This is a genomic window from Bacillus sp. FSL M7-0307, from assembly GCF_038627835.1.
GTDB classification, from domain to species: domain Bacteria; phylum Bacillota; class Bacilli; order Bacillales; family Bacillaceae; genus Bacillus; species Bacillus altitudinis.
The window spans coordinates 3,173,386-3,190,529 of record NZ_CP152023.1 but is presented as its reverse complement, the minus strand read 5'-3'; the positions used below and the strand labels follow the sequence as shown (position 1 = coordinate 3,190,529).

Here is a 17,144-nt window from a genome sequence, read left to right as displayed (position 1 = left end):
AAGGATATGGAATTAGTAGAAATTAGACAAGAGCTTGAAAATATGGCTAGCAGGCTAGCTGATTTTAGGGGGTCTCTTTGACCTCGATACAAAAGAAGCGAAAATTGCAGAGCTTGAGGCCACGATGTCAGAGGCTGACTTTTGGAATGACCAGCAAAAAGCGCAAGGTGTCATTAATGAAGCCAATGCACTGAAGGATTATGTGAATACATATCATGAGCTCAGTGAATCTCATGATGAGCTGCAAATGACGCATGATTTATTAAAAGAAGACTACGATGAGGATCTTCATGCAGAGCTTGAAAAAGAGCTGAAGAACTTAACAAAACAATTTAACGAGTTTGAATTGCAGCTTCTTTTAAGTGAACCGTATGACAAAAACAATGCCATTCTTGAGCTTCACCCGGGTGCAGGTGGAACGGAATCACAGGACTGGGGATCGATGCTCCTCAGAATGTATACCCGCTGGGCAGAGCGCAGAGGCTTTAAGGTTGAAACCCTTGATTATCTTCCAGGGGATGAAGCGGGAATTAAGTCTGTGACATTGCTGATTAAAGGACATAACGCTTACGGTTACTTAAAAGCAGAAAAAGGTGTCCATCGTTTAGTCCGTATTTCTCCATTTGATTCATCTGGCCGTAGACACACATCTTTCGTTTCCTGTGATGTCATGCCAGAATTTAATGAAGAAATTGATATCGATATTCGTACAGAGGATATTAAGGTGGATACGTATCGTGCAAGTGGTGCAGGGGGTCAGCACGTCAATACGACGGACTCTGCGGTTCGTATCACACACATCCCAACAAATGTCGTCGTGACGTGCCAAACGGAAAGATCCCAAATCAAAAACAGAGAACGTGCAATGAAAATGCTGAAATCTAAGCTTTATCAAAAACGGATCGAAGAACAACAGGCGGAATTGGATGAAATCAGAGGAGAACAGAAAGAAATTGGCTGGGGAAGCCAAATTCGCTCGTATGTCTTCCACCCATATTCCCTTGTGAAAGACCATCGTACCAACACGGAGATGGGAAATGTTCAAGCAGTGATGGATGGAGATTTAGATTCCTTTATCGATGCGTATTTACGTTCAAAATTATCATAAAAACTCGGCTTCTTGCCGGGTTTTTTTAATTGTGAGAAAATATAATGAATATAAAGGAATACATATGCCATACTGACTCTATATCCTTTGTATGATGAAATTAGCAATTAAAGGGGGAAATAATTTGGGATTAAAACCATTACAAGAGACGTGGGATTTAGATGCCTTTTTTAAAGGAGGCAGTTCTTCATCAGAATTTATCACATACTTAGAGCATATACAGCAGCTATTAGATGAGTTACGACAAAAGGTAGATGCCTTTTCAAAAGAAGATACACAAATTGAAAAAAAGTTAACAGTTGTCCTTGAAACGTATGAAATCACATATAAAAAACTAGCACAAGCAGGTTCATTTGTATCCTGTTTACAATCTCAAAATACAAAGGATATGAAGGCGGGCAGCCTCCGGGGGTCCATTGCCAAGCTGGAAGCTGAATTAGGAACCATTCTAGCAGGGTTTGATCAATCACTTGCTGCGATTCCTACTAGCCAGTGGGAAGAATTAATGGATTCAGCCGCTTTTTCAGATGTTCGTTACATATTAAATGAACGAAGAGAACATGTGAAAGATCAACTGCCTGTTGAACAGGAAACACTCATTCAAAAACTAGCAGTAGATGGGTATCATGCGTGGGATGAACTTTATTCTAGCTTGGTGAACAAAATTACCATTCCATTTGAGCAAAATGGTGAAACACAAATGATCTCTGTAGGCCAAGCAGAAAATGCGATGGATGATTCAGACCGTGAAGTGAGAAAAGCCGTCTATCATAATTTAGAACATGCATGGACACAGGATGAACATTTGTTTGCAAGCACACTCAATCATCTCGCTGGTTTTCGTCTACAAGTATATGAAGCCAGAGGATGGGATCATATATTAAAAGAGCCTCTTGATATTTGCCGGATGAAACAAGAGACGCTCGATACAATGTGGTCTGTCATTGATGAACATAAACAGCCATTCATTGAATATTTACAACGTAAAGCTGACATGCTTGGGGTTGATAAACTGAGCTGGTTTGATGTGGGAGCACCTATTGGAAGTGAGACAAAGACCTATTCTTATCAAGACGCAGCCGCTTTTATTATCAAGCATTTCGCAGGGTTTGGAAAAGAGCTTGCTGCTTTTACTGAAAAAGCTTTTAATGAACGCTGGGTAGAAGCTGAGAATCGCCCAAACAAACGAGTGGGCGGTTTCTGTACGAATTTCCCTGATAGCGGAGAATCACGTATTTTTATGACCTTCTCAGGGACTCCATCCAATGTAGCGACACTAGCACATGAGCTTGGTCATTCGTTCCATCAGGAAGTCATGCAGGATGTTCGGATGTTGAATCGTAAATATGCGATGAATGTAGCTGAAACTGCGTCGACATTCGCTGAAATGATTGTGGCAGATGCTTCATTAAAAGAGGCGGCCAATGAACAAGAGCGTCTCAGTTTGCTAGAGGATAAGCTGCAGCGCAGTGTGGCATTCTTTATGAATATTCAATCACGCTTCTTATTTGAACAACGTTTTTATGAAGAGCGCAAACAAGGAGAAGTGCCAGCTGACCGCTTGAATGAGTTGATGGTAGAAGCACAGAAGGAAGCCTTTGGCGACTCTTTAGATGAATACCATCCGCATTTCTGGGCGTCTAAACTGCATTTCCATATTACAGGTGTCCCGTTTTATAACTTCCCTTACACCTTCGGGTACATGTTCTCGCTAGGTATTTACGCGAAAGCATTGCAGGCTGGGGCATCATTTGAAGAGAAATATATTGCGCTATTAAAAGATACAGCGTCAATGACTGTAGAAGATTTGGCATATAAGCACCTAGGTGTCGACCTTACTCAAAAAGCATTTTGGGAAGAGGCCATTTCACTGGCTGTGGCAGATGCTGAAGAGTTTTTAGAAGCGACGAAGGCATAAAAAATGAAAAGCTCCCATTACGGGAGCTTCAGCGTGTAGACAAACCCTCGCATTCGTTGTCAGTCCTGCGCTTCGGTGCTCACGAATGTCAAATTCGCTCCGCGCCGATGCTCGTCCTTCCTAGACTGCAAAGGTTTTCTATCACGCTGAAAAGAAGACAAAGGGCTAAAATCAAGTTCATTTTAGCCCTTTGTAAACAATCTTGCAGCTCCCATTACGGGAGCTTTTTTGCTGGTTTTACCCATTCCAGCATCGTCTGAACGATGTCTTTTTGTTGCGTGAGGACTGGAATGTCTGCAGGCTGATCCCCTTTTTGTTTGCCATACATCCCAAATTGCGCATGATTACCGCCTTTTATCTCATGATACACCGTTTGAGAAGGCAGCTGCTTTTTCGATTTTTTGATTTTTTCTCGTGTTGCGAGACCATCTTTTTCGCCTGAAATAGATAATACTTGCAAGGAAGCTTGTTTCAAATCATCTGATGCAGGATAGGAGGCAAGGAAAAAGAGGCCGTCCAGCTTGCTTTGATTTTTCTCTGCATACATAGCGGCAGCTGTCCCGCCTAGCGAATGTCCGCCAATGTACCAATGCTTGATGGCCGGATGACTTTTGAGGATCTCCTCTGCCTTCTTCGTATTAAAAATCGCGAAGGAAAATGGCATGTCTGGGATAAAGACCGAATAGCCTTTCTTCATCAGCGCATTCCCAAGATAGGCATACGCAAGAGGTTCAACTTTTGCCCCAGGATAGAGAATGATGCCAGTATCGCTTTTCGATGCTTCAAATGAATATACCCCGTTTTTATGATCGACTTGCTCAATCTTCATCTGCTTTTTTAACGCTTCCGATGGTCCATATGTAAAGCGGCTCCATGTATAGAAAGCACCAAAAGCTAAGATGATGAGTGCAAGTAATGTAATACCGGTGATCTTCAGTATTTTCTTCATCGTATGTCCCTTCTTTCTCATGTACATATTAAATATACCATCATTCACTCTTCTGCCAAACGGCAAGTACGCTGATCCGGCTGTGTGATAAAGTATTAATCCATTAGCACTGCATTTGGCTGTTATTTACAATCTGAATGAGAGGGCTTAAAATAGGTGTGCATTCAGAAGTAACGGAGGAAGAAAGACATGAAGCAGGAACATTCTCAACTTTGGATTGAAGTGAAAAATTATGTACTTATTTTAATAGGATCAGCCATCGTGGCGGTTGGCTTTAATACGTTATTATTACCAAATCAGATTGCTGCTGGCGGTGTGAGTGGAATCAGTACCATTATGCAGTCATTCGGTTTTGAAGCTGCATATGTACAATGGGGTCTCAATATTCCGCTCTTTATCGCAGGCTTTTATTTATTAGGTGGAACATTTGGGATAAAAACGCTCGTTGGTTCTGTCTTTTTACCTTTAATGGTGTTCTTAACAAGACACATTGCTCCTGTCACCCATGAAGCACTGCTCGCCGCAATATTTGGCGGTGTAGTGATTGGGATCGGAATTGGGCTCGTTTTCCTCGGCAATGGTTCAACGGGAGGAACGGCACTTGCGGCCAAAATCATCAATAAATATACAGGGCTGACGTTAGGTACTTGTTTAGCGATGATGGACGGTTTGATTGTTTTGGCGGCCATGACTGTTTTTGGGATTGAAGAAGGACTGTACGCTGTGATCGGAGTGTTCATTTCTAGTAAGACGATTGATGTGGTTCAGGCAGGCTTTAGTCACTCGAAGATGGCCATGATTATTACGGGTCATGAGGATGAGGTCAGACAGGCGGTGTTTGATCAAATTGATCGTGGTGTAACGAAGATTTCAGCAGTAGGTGGGTACACCGACCATGACCGGCCTATTTTAATGTGTGTGGTAGGGCAGTCACAATTCACAAAGTTGAAACAAGTGGTAAAAGCGATCGATGCATCAGCGTTTGTCATCGTCATGGATGCAAAAGAGGTGCTTGGTGAGGGTTTTAAAAGGGCGTAAACAAGGATATAATAACGTTGACCAAATGATTGTAAGGGAGGGAAATACATGAAAAAGAGCGGATTAACGCTTCTTTTTGTCGCTATGCTTTTTGTACTTGCGGCCTGTGGAGGAAATTCAAGCAGCAGTGACAAAGAAGGCAGTAAAAGTGCTTCAAATGTGAGTAGTGGTGAAGAGATTTATCAGCAAAACTGTATTGGCTGTCATGGAAAAGACTTATCTGGCGGAGGCGGCCCAAGCCTGAAAGAAGTCGGGAAGAAATATAATGAAAGCCAAATTGCAGATATTGCCCAGAACGGTAAAGGATCTATGCCAAGTGGAATGGTAGATGAAAAACAAGCAAAAGAAGTCGCCAAGTGGCTTGCAGAGAAAAAATAAAACCTTTGTCTAATCGACAAGGTTTTTTTATTTTCTATTTGTAGAAAAAGACTTTTGGATAGTATGAAAGCGTATTATATTAAATTTTATTTAAAAAATAAGGGTAAAAAGACACGTTTTTCGGTTTTGGTTGCTCTATTTACCTTTTATTTATAAGTTTTGAAATATAAATGTAATACCATTGCGTCGATTCATGACGTATAATTGGAGTTGTTGAAATTTAGACCATTCAATTTTTTCATCTTTTTGGATGAAAAGGACATAAATTGCTTGTGCGTATCGAAGGGTATGTGCGTGACCATACATAACGTTTTTTGACGAGAAGTGTCAGAACATCATGATAAGCTGTTTGACAGCGAATAAGAAAAGATTAGGTGATTACATGATTGAAATGAAGGAAGTCTATAAGATCTATCCTAATGGTGTAAAGGCGATCAATGGAATCAATGTCTCTATCCATCCAGGAGAGTTCGTGTATGTTGTTGGTCCCAGTGGCGCTGGTAAATCCACGTTCATTAAAATGATGTATCGTGAAGAGAAGCCAACCAAAGGGAAAATCTTAATTAATAACAAAGATTTAGGCTCGATGAAGGAAAAAGAAATTCCTTATGTGAGAAGAGAAATTGGCGTAGTATTCCAAGATTTCAAACTGCTTCCAAGTCTTACGGTCTTTGAGAACGTGGCATTTGCTCTTGAAGTCATTGGTGAACAGCCAAGTATTATTAAGAAAAAAGTGCTTGAAGTACTTGATTTGGTGCAATTAAAGCACAAAGCTCGTCAATTTCCAGATCAGCTTTCCGGCGGTGAACAGCAGCGTGTATCGATCGCTCGTTCGATCGTCAATCATCCTGAGGTTGTCATTGCAGACGAACCGACAGGAAACCTTGATCCAGATACTTCATGGGAAATCATGAAGACACTCGAAGAGATTAATAACCGCGGAACAACAGTCGTCATGGCGACACACAACAAAGAGATTGTAAACAGCATGAAGAAACGCGTCATCGCAATCGAAGATGGAATGATTGTGCGTGACGAAGCAAGAGGGGAGTACGGAATTTATGATTAAAACTCTCTCGCGGCATTTACGTGAGAGCTTCCGTTCACTTGGAAGAAACACGTGGATGACATTTGCATCAATTAGTGCGGTCACTGTCACATTGATTTTAGTTGGGGTTTTTCTTGTTATTATGCTCAACTTGAATAACATGGCATCGAACGCTGAGAAAGAAGTAGAAGTAAAAGTTCTCATCGATTTAACTGCGAATCAAAAGCAGCAGGATGAATTAAAAGCAGAAATTGAGAAAATTCCTGAAATCAGTGATGTGAAATACTCATCCAAGGATGATGAACTAAAAGCACTGATTAAAAGCTTTGGTGAAAATGGACAATCAATGGGATTGGTTGATCAAGAAAATCCATTGAATGATGCGTTTATTGTGAAAACAACAGATCCCCACGATACACCAAAAGTAGCGAAGAAATTAGAAAACCTAAAAGGGACGTATAAAGTCACTTATGGAAAAGAAGAGGTCAGCCGACTCTTTAATGTTGTCGGAGTGGCGCGTAATGTCGGCATCGCACTTATTATTGGGCTTTTATTTACAGCGATGTTCTTGATTTCCAATACGATCAAGATTACGATTTTTGCTAGACGTAAAGAAATTGAGATTATGAAACTAGTAGGTGCAACGAACTGGTTTATCCGCTGGCCGTTCTTCATCGAAGGATTACTACTTGGTGTATTTGGCTCGATTATACCAATCGCTGTATTGCTTGGCACGTATCAATATGCTGTCGGCTGGGTGGCACCAAGGGTACAAGGTTCATTTATTTCAATGCTTCCATACAATCCGTTTGTCTATCAAGTATCACTGATCCTTCTATTGATCGGTGCCATTATCGGTGTGTGGGGAAGTTTAACGTCCATCCGTAAATTCTTGAAAGTATAAATCTATTTATATTGATGGCAGCACTCGAAGATTCTATAGAAGATGTGACCGGTTGATCCAATTCATCCGGTCGACTCTTTATGCAGGCAGTTGTCATGGGAGGGGAATATCGTTTTGAAAAGAAAGCTGATGATGGCTGGAATGGCAGCGTTTATTGGAACAACGTGGCTATACATTCCAGGGAACGAAAATCGTGCATTCGCATACGAAGACCTAGATCAAAAACGTCAACAAATTGAAGAGAAAACATCGAAGACTGAATCAATCTTGAAGAAAAAGAAATCAGAACTGGCAAAGCTTGAAAAGAAAGAATCAAAGCTAAAGCAAGAAATTGAAAAAATTGACCAAAAAGTAAGTGCCGCAACTGAAAAAGTCGCTGAAAAAGAAAAAGAGGTCAAACAGACGAAACAAGAGATCAAAAAACTAAAAAAAGAGATTGAAGTCATCAACGAGCGAATTGAAAAGAGGAAAGCGATTTTCAAAGATCGAATTCGTTCTATGCAAAAAAGTGGCGGTACAATCAACTATTTAGATGTGCTGCTAGGTGCTCGTAGCTTTAGTGATTTTGTCAGTCGTGTGGGAGCTGTCACAACCATTGTCGAAGCAGATAAAGACATGATTACAGAACACGAAAATGATTTGGAGCTAGTAGAGCAAAAAGAAGCAGAGCTAAATAAACAGCTAAGTGGACTTGAAACATCTTTGAAAGAGCTTGAAACGTTGAAAAAGGACCTATCTAAACAGCAAAAAGAAAAAGGAAAAGTCCTTGGTCATGTAACGGAAGAAAAAGAACATGCACATGATGAACTAGGAAAGCTTGAAAATGAACAAGAAATTTTAGCGAATCAAAAAGCGGCGGTAAAGTCTGAAGAGGCACGTCGTCAAAAAGAAGAAGCGAAGAAAGCAGAACAAGCAGCTGCTGAAAAAAGTGCACCTGCACCAAGTGGAGGATCTGATCAAGTGTCAGATACACCAGCAAGTAGCTCAGGTTTCATTAAACCAGCTGCAGGCCGTTTCTCATCAGGCTTTGGCGGACGTTCTGGCGGACAGCATTACGGATTAGATATCGCTGCAAAAGGCACTGTATCTGTCGTTGCAGCCGCATCTGGAACAGTCACGAACTCAAGCTACTCGTCGAGTTATGGGAACGTGGTGTTCATTACACATAACATCAATGGCCAAACGTATCAAACGGTATACGCTCATCTTTCAACAAGAAGTGTGTCAACAGGTCAAAGAGTCGAGCAAGGTCAATTCCTTGGATATATGGGCAACACAGGTCAGTCTTATGGCCAGCATCTTCATTTTGAAATTCATAAAGGATTATGGAATGGCGCGAAATCAAATGCAGTCAATCCAGCGCAATATATCCGCTAACAAAAAGCCGATAACAGCATGTTATCGGCTTTTTTCATGTAGATGAAATTAAAATAACAGCAGTAATCCGGCAATAATAGGTGTTAAAAGCACAGCGGATTTTAAGAGAGGTTTCGGCGCAAGGCGTGTAAATTTTGCCCCAATAAAAGCTCCTAATACGGTACCGATTAAGATCTGAACGAGCAGAATAAAGTCAACATAGCCTTCTGAAATATAACCAATTCCACCGCCAATAGAGATTGGAATAATCACTAGCATCGTTGTGCCAACAGCTTGTCTAATAGACAGCTTCAGCAAAATCAAAAGCCCCACTTGAATAAATGGTGCTGATCCGATACCGAACATCCCTGAAAGCATCCCTGATACAAGGCCTAATATAATGCCCCTGATCAGCAATTGGCGTGAAGAAAGCGGCTGTTGTTCAGCATCTTCTTTTAGGACAAACAATTTGATCATCATAAAAACAGCAGATAAAAAGAGCATACCAGCTGTTAAATAGTGCAGGCTATCCTCTGGAATAAAAGGAGCCACTTTTGCTCCGGCAAATGAAGCAATACATGCTAGTGCACCGACTATCAAACCTGATTTGAGCTGGATATTTCCTTCTCGGTAGTGGCTGTATGCACCAGATAAAGTCGTAAATGCCATAGCAGCTAAAGATGTCCCAAGTGCAGTATGGATTGGTACATCAAAGATTAACGTCAGCAATGCGATGACAAAACCAGCCCCGCCAGCTCCTACAAACCCTAGTAAAATTCCTAATAAAAGCATCGTCAATATAATATACATAGCGAAGACTCCTTCTCGATCGTAACAAAATAAAAATTACACCTAATGAAATGATTAGTCAAGCCTCCTTAGGAGAATGTCTTTACATGAAATCCCTTCTTCTGGCATATAATAACTCAGGTCATCAGGAAGAGTTGAAGAAGGAGGCCAAATATGAAAAAACAAATCGCATCCATCATGGCAAGTGTCATTCTCATCATCAGTGCAGGGGTTATGACGCATAAAGAGGCGACTCAAGCGGAGTCACCGAAAGCGGCTGCTGCAGTGGCTGGACAAGCTCAATCAAGTGATCGAGCGAAGGAAAACGGAATGGAGAAAATTGAGAAAGCCTATGACCTCATTTCGAATGAATATGTAGAGGAAGTGGATCGTCAAAAGCTGCTTGAAGGTGCCATTCAAGGAATGCTTTCAACCTTAAATGATCCGTATTCAGTATACATGGACAAGCAAACCGCAAAGCAATTTTCGGATTCACTTGATTCCTCATTTGAAGGAATTGGGGCAGAAGTTGGAATGGATGAAGGAAAGATTATCATTGTCTCTGCCTTTAAAAAATCCCCTGCAGCAAAGGCGGGTCTGAAACCGAAAGATGAAATCATCAGCATTGACGGTGAGACGATGAAAGAAAAAAGCCTAAACGATGCTGTACTGAAAATAAGAGGAAAAAAAGGAACGTCTGTCGCCTTGAAAATCAGACGAAATGGAATTGAAAAAGAGCTAACATTCCATATCAAACGAGAAGAAATCCCGCTTGAAACCGTAACGGCTTCAATGAAAGAGGTCAATGGTCATAAAACAGGCTATATTGCGATCTCTAGCTTCTCTGAAGATACGGCGAAGGATTTCACGGCAAGCTTGAATAAGCTCGAAAAAAAGGGCATGGAAGGCCTTGTGCTGGACGTGAGAGGAAATCCTGGCGGCTATCTACAAAGTGTGGAAGACATTTTGAAACATTTTATCACAAAGGATCAGCCATATATTCAAATTGCAGAACGGAATGGCGATCGAAAACGATATTTTTCAAAACGAAAAGAACAAAAACCATACCCGGTCAATGTCTTAATTGATAAAGGAAGTGCATCCGCTTCTGAAATTCTGGCTGGTGCCATGAAAGAAGCAGGGAAGTATGAAGTGGTAGGTGACGTTTCCTTTGGTAAAGGAACTGTGCAGCAGGCGGTACCAATGGGAGATGGAAGTAACATTAAATTAACGCTGTATAAGTGGCTGACACCAAAAGGGAATTGGATTCACAAAAAAGGCGTTGTGCCGACCATTGCGATTCATCAACCAGATTACTTCACCGTTGGCCCGCTCCAGCTGAAAGAACCGCTTCAGCTTGATATGAACAATGAAGAAGTCAGACAAGCACAGACATTGTTAAAAGGGTTATCATTTGACCCTGGCAGAGTAGATGGATATTTTGACGAAGAAACGAAAAAAGCTGTACTCGCATTTCAAAGCACATACAATCTCGATAAATCAGGTGTGATTGATTTAAAGACAGCGAAAATGATGAACAAGATGGTAGATGAAGTGAAATCTTATGAAAAGAATGATCTTCAGCTGCAAACTGCACTAAAAGCACTATATCTCAAAAAATAAAGAGGCGAATAAATGCCTCTTTTTTTTGGTTCATAAGTGTTACGAACATGTAATAATTTATTCTTAAAAATATATTATATCGAGAAATATATTCATTTATTTTACAAAAAACATAACATTCCTTCGAATTTACCCGATAACATATTTATATAAGAGACTTTCTGTTGATTTAAACATGTCATGAAAATGAAACTTTTGAAAGTTGTATGTTACATAAATAATTCTTACAATAAAAAGTAGCACTCATTTTAAATATTTTATTTTTTGCGGATATTCAGCTTAAGCATTGAGCTGTACCGAGGTTTGCGCTTTTCTTAAAAGAACTAGTAAATGGGGGTACACAATTGAAAAGGGCAAGTATTGTGAGAGAGAAAAAATATTACGAGTTGGTAGAGGAGCTTAAGAGTCGTACGAAAGATGTGACGTTTTCGGCTACAAAGGCATTAAGTCTACTCATGCTGTTAAGCAGGTACTTGGTCAATTACACAACGGTAGAATCAGTCGACGAGATCGATGAAGACTGTGCTGAGATATACTTCAATTATTTAATGGATAATCATAAGAGACTTGGTATAAACTTAACCGACATCAAGAGGTCCATGCAGCTTCTCGGCGGCATACTAGATGTAGATGTGAATCACTATTTAAAAGATTTTTCACTGTCGAATGTCACACTTTGGATGAATCAGGAGAAATAAACCTGATGTCAAGCATCGATTTATTTGATAGAATAAGAGAAAATGCTTGACTTGGGCGGTGAACGATAATGAGCTCGGAGTGGATGGGAGCCGGATTAAAAGCGGTCGGTCTGTTTTTAATCCATCCTCTTTTTTATTTTATGGTATTAATCAGCCTATTATATGGCTACATCCGCGTAAAGCGGGAGAGAAAAGCGTTTCAAACAAGAATAGAAGATGTTTACGATGAACTGAAATTTACATATTCAAAGGGATGGGTTCCAGGAATTTGTCTATCGATCATATCTGTAGGCTTAGGGATTTCCCTTCCGCCTGGATTCATCGTGCTGATTGCAGCGATGACCATCGTTTTCTCTTTATTCTTTAAGGCGAGTGCGCTTTCGTCTGCATACACACTCGGTTTCAGTTTTATTGCGGCATTTGGATTGATGTCTGTTCAAGTGAGCCATTCTTGGCTGCCGCAGCTTTCAATGATGAATGCATCAGCCGTTGTGATCCTGTTAGGGCTACTGTTAATGACCGAAGGCATGTTAGCCTATCGAACGGCGCATTTACGTACATCGCCTGCAATGGTGATGAGTGCGAGAGGACTTTTGATCGGCCAGCAGCGAGCAAACCGTCTGTGGCTTCTACCACTTGTTTTGCTGATGCCGGCAGGTGAATGGACTTCTTCTCTGCCATGGTGGCCTGTGCTTCAAGTGCACGATCAAAGCTTTTCATTTATTGTGATCCCGTACATCATCGGCTTTGGCCAGCGTATTCAAGGATCGCTGCCAATTGTGAGTATTCAAATTACGTCACGCCGAATTATGATGCTCGGTCTAGCTGTTGCTGCAGTAGGTGCGGCAAGTATTTGGTTTGAGCCGATTGCGTGGGGAGCTGTTGTTCTAGCGATTGCAGGAAGAGCCTTTTTATCATGGAAGCAGAGGGCGAATGACAACGCTGCACCATTCTTTTTCTCTAAGCGGAATCAAGGGCTTATGGTGCTTGGTATCATACCGAATACCCCTGCGGCTGATTTAAAGCTTGAGATCGGAGAAATTATTACAAAGGTCAATGGAATCGAGATCAAAACCGTTTCAGAATTTTATGAAGCACTACAAACCAATCGTGCTCTGACAAAGCTTGAGATCATTGGTCTCAATGGTCAGACAAGGTTTGAGAAACGCGCCTCTTACGAAGGGGAGCATCACCAGCTTGGTATCTTGTTTGTGAAGGACGATCCACAGCAAGAGCCAACGGCGATTTCATCTTAAAAAAAGCTGCTAGAGATGGCAGCTTTTTTCTTTTGGGCGCGTTTCTCTCCCATAGGATTCGCCCCATTCACGCATGGCAAAGATAATGGGCTTTAACGTATTTCCAAGAGAAGTCAGTGAATACTCGACACGAGGAGGAACTTCCTCATAGACTTCACGGTGAACAATCCCGTCTTGTTCAAGTTCTCGTAATTGCAACGTCAGGACACGCTGCGAAATTCTTGGCAGAAGCCGAAGTATTTCGTTGTAACGCTTTGGACCGCAAGTCAAATGATAAAGGATGACGCCTTTCCATTTCCCTCCGATGACATTTGTAGTGATAGACACGGGACAGCCATGATTCACAATACTGACTGGATTGGATGGTGCACTCATCTCAACATTCCTTTCTTAAACGAAAATGGTCATAAACGAACATGTTTGTACCTAACGAACAAAAATGTGCGTACTTGAATCAATGGAAGCTTTTCTTTTACCATAGAGATAGGACATCACACATTCGGGTTGTTTGTTTTCCTATCATAACAATTTCTATGAGGGAATGGAAAGAAATTGGATTGTGGGAACACACCTGTTCATTAGAAAGGATGAATAACATGCGAGACAAAGAGCAGTTAAAAAAAGAAATCATTGAGGCGTATGAATTCCGTCATGCGACAAAAGAGTTTGACCCAGCGAAAAAGATTCCAGAGGATGATTTTGCATTTATTTTAGAAACAGGAAGACTTTCTCCAAGCTCTGTAGGGTTTGAGCCTTGGAAGTTCCTCGTTGTTCAAAATGAAGCATTTAGAGAAAAATTAAAAGAGTATACATGGGGGGCGCAAAAGCAGCTTCCAACTGCCAGCCATTTTGTGATCATCTTGGCAAGAACAGATGCCCGCTATGATTCAGCATATGCAGAATACATCAACAAGCAAATCAAAGGAATGACAGACGAAACGTTTGAAATGGTCAAGGGGCGCTACAGAGAATTCCAAGAGAACGATCTTCATCTGCTAGAAAATGACCGTACATTATTTGATTGGGCTTCAAAACAAACGTATATTGCCTTAGGTAACATGATGACAGCTGCGGCACAGATCGGCATTGATTCATGCCCAGTTGAAGGATTTAGCTACGATCACATCCATCGTATCTTAGAAGAAGAAGGGTTACTGGAGGATGGTCAATACGACATCTCTGTCATGGCAGCCTTTGGTTATCGTGTCACTGAGCCAAAACGCGGCAAAACACGTCGCCCGATGGATGAAGTAGCTGTTTGGATTCGTTAATCGCTGTTTGTCTGAAAAAGGCTGTTGACAATTGCGTGGTTAGTCAGTATATTTAAAAAATAAAATCTTTGACGAATATACAAATTTGACTATAAACGCTTTGACTTGAGAATAGTAAATGAACATCCGTTTTTTAAGAGAGCTGCGGGTCGGTGCAACGCAGTAAAACGAATCATTGAACTCGCTCAAAGAGCGGTAAGACTGAATGAATAGTAAGTCTTTACGTGTGACCTCCGTTATCGGGTTTTAAGTTGGATTCAGCCATGGCTGAATCAATAAGAGTGGTAACGCGGTTGCAAGGTCAGTCGTCTCTTCCAGGAGATGGCTGGCCTTTTTATATGCTTTTATCTAATATTTGTCTGAAGATTCAAATTTAAAGGAGCTATAGAAAATGGAAAAGGAACATGTGCAGTTAAAACGAACAATGACATCAAGGCATATTATGATGCTTGCGCTTGGCGGTGCCATCGGTGCTGGTCTGTTTAAAGGAAGCAGTTCTGCCATTGATATTGCGGGTCCTGCTGTCATTTTGGCATACATGATTGGTGGTCTTATTTTATTATTTATTATGCAAGGACTTGCCGAAATGACCGTTGCACGACCTGGAGCAAGAACATTCCGTGACTTGATTGAACCTGTGTTAGGAAAATATCCGGCCTATTTCTTAGACTGGATCTATTGGAAAATGTGGGTGCTGAACATTGCAGCAGAAGCGATTGTTTCGGCCATCTTTATTCAGTACTGGTTCCCACAAGTACCAATCTGGATGCTTGTGTTAATCATTTCACTTGTAGTCACAATCATTAATGTTTGCTCAGTCAAAATGTTTGCTGAGACAGAGTATTGGTTAGCTTCTATTAAAATTGCTGTCATCATCTTATTTATTATCATTGGATTCACCATGCTATTTGTCTCATTCGGACAGCATGCAGCACCTGGATTGTCTAACTTAACGGATCACGGTGGATTTTTCCCAAATGGTACTGGCGGATTAATTGCAGCAATGCTGGTTGTCGTGTATTCATATGGTGGGACGGAGATGATTGGGGTCACTTTAGCAGAAACAAAAAACCCTGAAAAAGTCATCCCAAAGGCCATTCAAAGTACCTTTGTACGCATCATCGGTTTTTATGTACTGCCGTTCTTTATCATTGTCAGCTTAATCCCTTGGAATCAAGTAAACAATGAGCAAGTAAGTCCATTTGTGACAGTGTTTGCAACGATCGGAGTACCGTATGCCAGTGACATCATGAACGGCATTATCTTACTAGCGATTTTGTCTTCTATGAACTCTGGCTTGTATGCTTCATCACGGGTGCTTTATACACAGGCAATGGATGGCCGTGTATGGAAAGGATTCTCCAAGCTGTCAAAACAGCAGGTGCCTGTTCGAGCTATCCTTGTATGTACATCTACCTTGTATGCAGCTGTATTGATTTCTCTTTTTGTAGGAAGTCAAACGTTTAATTACTTGATGGGCTCTTTAAGTTACACAGTTCTATTCATCTGGTTTATCATTGCCGTCGGTCATTTGAAATCTCGAAGCGTCGCACAGCCAGGCGGATATCGCGTGAAGCTGTATCCTTTCACAACGTGGTTTTCCGTTATTGCGATCATGGCCATTTTTGTCGGCGTTGTATTCAATACACCAATTGTTCAAACGCTGGTCACAATGGGCATTTATTTAATCATTACACTTTCTTTCTTTATTAACAGAAAACGGTTTGAAACAGCCGTCTAATTTATTAAAAAGCGTGCAGGACCTTCTGAAGGGTCTCGCACGCTTTTTTTAATGCTGTTTATATTGCTTAAAATGAACAGGGGATTGAACGGGATGTGGCTTTGCCTGAAGGCCATAGCTCTCCCTGACGATATAAAGCGGCCGGTCCTTGGCTTCATCGTAGATTCGGCCGATATACTCTCCGATCATGCCTAACATAAAGAGGATGATCCCGCTAAAGAATAGCTGAATGACAATTAATGAACTCCAGCCGGTGATGGTGCTGTTTGTAAAAAGCTTTAAATATAAAACTAGAAACATCGAAATGAAGCCAATAGCTGAAAGGACAATGCCTGCCACGCTGGCCAGCTTTAAAGGTTTGTAAGAAAAAGATGTGATCCCATCCATCGAGAGCTTGAGCATCTTTTTGAGAGGGTACTTTGTTTCTCCTGCCAACCGCTCATCCCGAACATATTCTACCGCAACCTGTTTGAAGCCAACCCAGCTCACTAATCCGCGGACAAATGGGTTTTTCTCGCGTATTTTTCTCATTTCATGACACACTTTACGATCCATCAATCTAAAGTCGCCGGTGTCAATAGGAATATCTACTTCGGTGATTTGACGTAGCACTCGGTAGAAAAGGGAAGCCGTGTACTTTTTGAAAGCTGTTTCGCCTTTTCGTTGCGTGCGGACCGCGTATACGACCTCATAGCCTTCCTTCCATTTTTCAATCATGTCTAAAATCAATTCAGGTGGATCTTGTAAATCCGCATCAATCACTACGACAGCTTCTCCCTTTGCATAATCCATTCCCGCTGTAATGGCAATTTGATGCCCAAAGTTACGAGAAAAATCAATAAGTCTCACATGCGGATCAGTCTGGCAGTACCCTTTAATCAGTTCAGCTGTTCGATCCATACTGCCGTCATTGACGAAGAGAAGCTCATATGCTTCTCCCGTCGAATCCATGACGGTCTTGAGGCGCTGATACGATTCATGGATCACAAGTTCTTCATTATACACTGGGACTACAACAGAGTATTGTATGTTCTTTTCCATCAGTCATCGTTCCTCCCTTTTAATAG

General features: G+C 41.3%; 16 protein-coding genes and 1 other annotated feature. Of the genes, 12 read left to right on the top strand and 4 right to left on the bottom strand.

What is annotated here, in order from left to right:
- Positions 1 to 6 precede the first annotated feature (6 nt).
- Together prfB and MHI41_RS16375 are read left to right on the top strand one after the other, a co-directional pair.
- Positions 7 to 1,108 (top strand): peptide chain release factor 2 gene (gene prfB, locus MHI41_RS16380; protein WP_098680723.1). Its coding sequence is split into 2 segments (ribosomal slippage): positions 7 to 78 and positions 80 to 1,108, totalling 1,101 coding nucleotides; the frame shifts between segments, so codons are not numbered across the junction.
- 124 nt (positions 1,109 to 1,232) lie between these two features.
- Positions 1,233 to 3,026 carry a M3 family oligoendopeptidase gene (locus tag MHI41_RS16375; RefSeq protein WP_342494312.1) on the top strand — a complete coding sequence of 598 codons (1,794 nt, stop codon included), beginning with the start codon at positions 1,233 to 1,235 and terminating at the stop codon, positions 3,024 to 3,026.
- Positions 3,027 to 3,240: 214 nt separating this feature from the next.
- Here MHI41_RS16375 and MHI41_RS16370 read toward each other — a convergent pair whose 3' ends face one another.
- Positions 3,241 to 3,975 carry an alpha/beta family hydrolase gene (locus MHI41_RS16370; RefSeq protein ID WP_060781472.1) on the bottom strand — a complete coding sequence of 245 codons (735 nt, stop codon included), beginning with the start codon at positions 3,973 to 3,975 and terminating at the stop codon, positions 3,241 to 3,243.
- 189 nt (positions 3,976 to 4,164) lie between these two features.
- On the opposite strand from MHI41_RS16370, the gene MHI41_RS16365 reads away from it, so the two are divergent.
- The 5 genes from MHI41_RS16365 to MHI41_RS16345 all read left to right on the top strand — a co-directional run bounded on the left by MHI41_RS16365 (position 4,165) and on the right by MHI41_RS16345 (position 8,720).
- On the top strand, positions 4,165 to 5,013 hold the full coding sequence (locus MHI41_RS16365; protein ID WP_060781471.1) for a YitT family protein: 849 nt from the start codon (positions 4,165 to 4,167) through the stop codon (positions 5,011 to 5,013).
- A gap of 48 nt (positions 5,014 to 5,061) precedes the next feature.
- Positions 5,062 to 5,391, top strand: coding sequence for a cytochrome c551 (cccB, locus tag MHI41_RS16360; protein WP_007500002.1), 330 nt, complete (start codon positions 5,062 to 5,064; stop codon positions 5,389 to 5,391).
- Between the two features lie 382 nt (positions 5,392 to 5,773).
- On the top strand, positions 5,774 to 6,460 hold the full coding sequence (ftsE, locus tag MHI41_RS16355; protein WP_008348229.1) for a cell division ATP-binding protein FtsE: 687 nt from the start codon (positions 5,774 to 5,776) through the stop codon (positions 6,458 to 6,460).
- Positions 6,453 to 7,343 carry a permease-like cell division protein FtsX gene (gene ftsX, locus MHI41_RS16350; RefSeq protein ID WP_024719915.1) on the top strand — a complete coding sequence of 297 codons (891 nt, stop codon included), beginning with the start codon at positions 6,453 to 6,455 and terminating at the stop codon, positions 7,341 to 7,343. Before ftsE ends, ftsX begins: the two co-directional genes overlap by 8 nt.
- Positions 7,344 to 7,457: 114 nt before the next feature.
- Entirely contained in the window at positions 7,458 to 8,720 is a 1,263-nt protein-coding gene (locus tag MHI41_RS16345) for a peptidoglycan DD-metalloendopeptidase family protein (protein ID WP_342494311.1), read from the top strand.
- A gap of 48 nt (positions 8,721 to 8,768) precedes the next feature.
- On the opposite strand, the gene MHI41_RS16340 is transcribed toward MHI41_RS16345, so the two are convergent.
- Complete coding sequence (locus MHI41_RS16340) at positions 8,769 to 9,509, bottom strand: sulfite exporter TauE/SafE family protein (protein ID WP_017368130.1); 741 nt, start codon at positions 9,507 to 9,509, stop codon at positions 8,769 to 8,771.
- Between the two features lie 153 nt (positions 9,510 to 9,662).
- On the opposite strand from MHI41_RS16340, the gene MHI41_RS16335 reads away from it, so the two are divergent.
- The 3 genes from MHI41_RS16335 (at position 9,663) to MHI41_RS16325 (ending at position 13,065) form a co-directional block, all read left to right on the top strand.
- Positions 9,663 to 11,111, top strand: coding sequence for a S41 family peptidase (locus MHI41_RS16335; RefSeq protein ID WP_048001937.1), 1,449 nt, complete (start codon positions 9,663 to 9,665; stop codon positions 11,109 to 11,111).
- A gap of 344 nt (positions 11,112 to 11,455) precedes the next feature.
- Positions 11,456 to 11,809, top strand: a complete 354-nt coding sequence (locus MHI41_RS16330; RefSeq protein WP_007500014.1) for a swarming motility protein SwrAA — start codon at positions 11,456 to 11,458, stop codon at positions 11,807 to 11,809.
- A gap of 83 nt (positions 11,810 to 11,892) precedes the next feature.
- The gene (locus MHI41_RS16325; RefSeq protein WP_008348219.1) at positions 11,893 to 13,065 is read left to right on the top strand and encodes a PDZ domain-containing protein; all 1,173 of its coding nucleotides are present in this window, start codon (positions 11,893 to 11,895) and stop codon (positions 13,063 to 13,065) included.
- A gap of 9 nt (positions 13,066 to 13,074) precedes the next feature.
- On the opposite strand, the gene MHI41_RS16320 is transcribed toward MHI41_RS16325, so the two are convergent.
- Entirely contained in the window at positions 13,075 to 13,440 is a 366-nt protein-coding gene (locus MHI41_RS16320; RefSeq protein WP_008348218.1) for a winged helix-turn-helix transcriptional regulator, read from the bottom strand.
- 221 nt (positions 13,441 to 13,661) lie between these two features.
- On the opposite strand from MHI41_RS16320, the gene MHI41_RS16315 reads away from it, so the two are divergent.
- On the top strand, positions 13,662 to 14,336 hold the full coding sequence (locus MHI41_RS16315) for an NAD(P)H-dependent oxidoreductase (protein WP_008348217.1): 675 nt from the start codon (positions 13,662 to 13,664) through the stop codon (positions 14,334 to 14,336).
- A gap of 91 nt (positions 14,337 to 14,427) precedes the next feature.
- Positions 14,428 to 14,652: a binding site (T-box leader), on the top strand.
- Between the two features lie 75 nt (positions 14,653 to 14,727).
- On the top strand, positions 14,728 to 16,077 hold the full coding sequence (locus MHI41_RS16310) for an amino acid permease (protein ID WP_008348215.1): 1,350 nt from the start codon (positions 14,728 to 14,730) through the stop codon (positions 16,075 to 16,077).
- Between the two features lie 48 nt (positions 16,078 to 16,125).
- On the opposite strand, the gene MHI41_RS16305 is transcribed toward MHI41_RS16310, so the two are convergent.
- Positions 16,126 to 17,118: a glycosyltransferase family 2 protein gene (locus MHI41_RS16305; RefSeq protein ID WP_046344569.1), complete on the bottom strand. Its 993-nt coding sequence runs from the start codon at positions 17,116 to 17,118 to the stop codon at positions 16,126 to 16,128.
- Positions 17,119 to 17,144 lie beyond the last annotated feature (26 nt).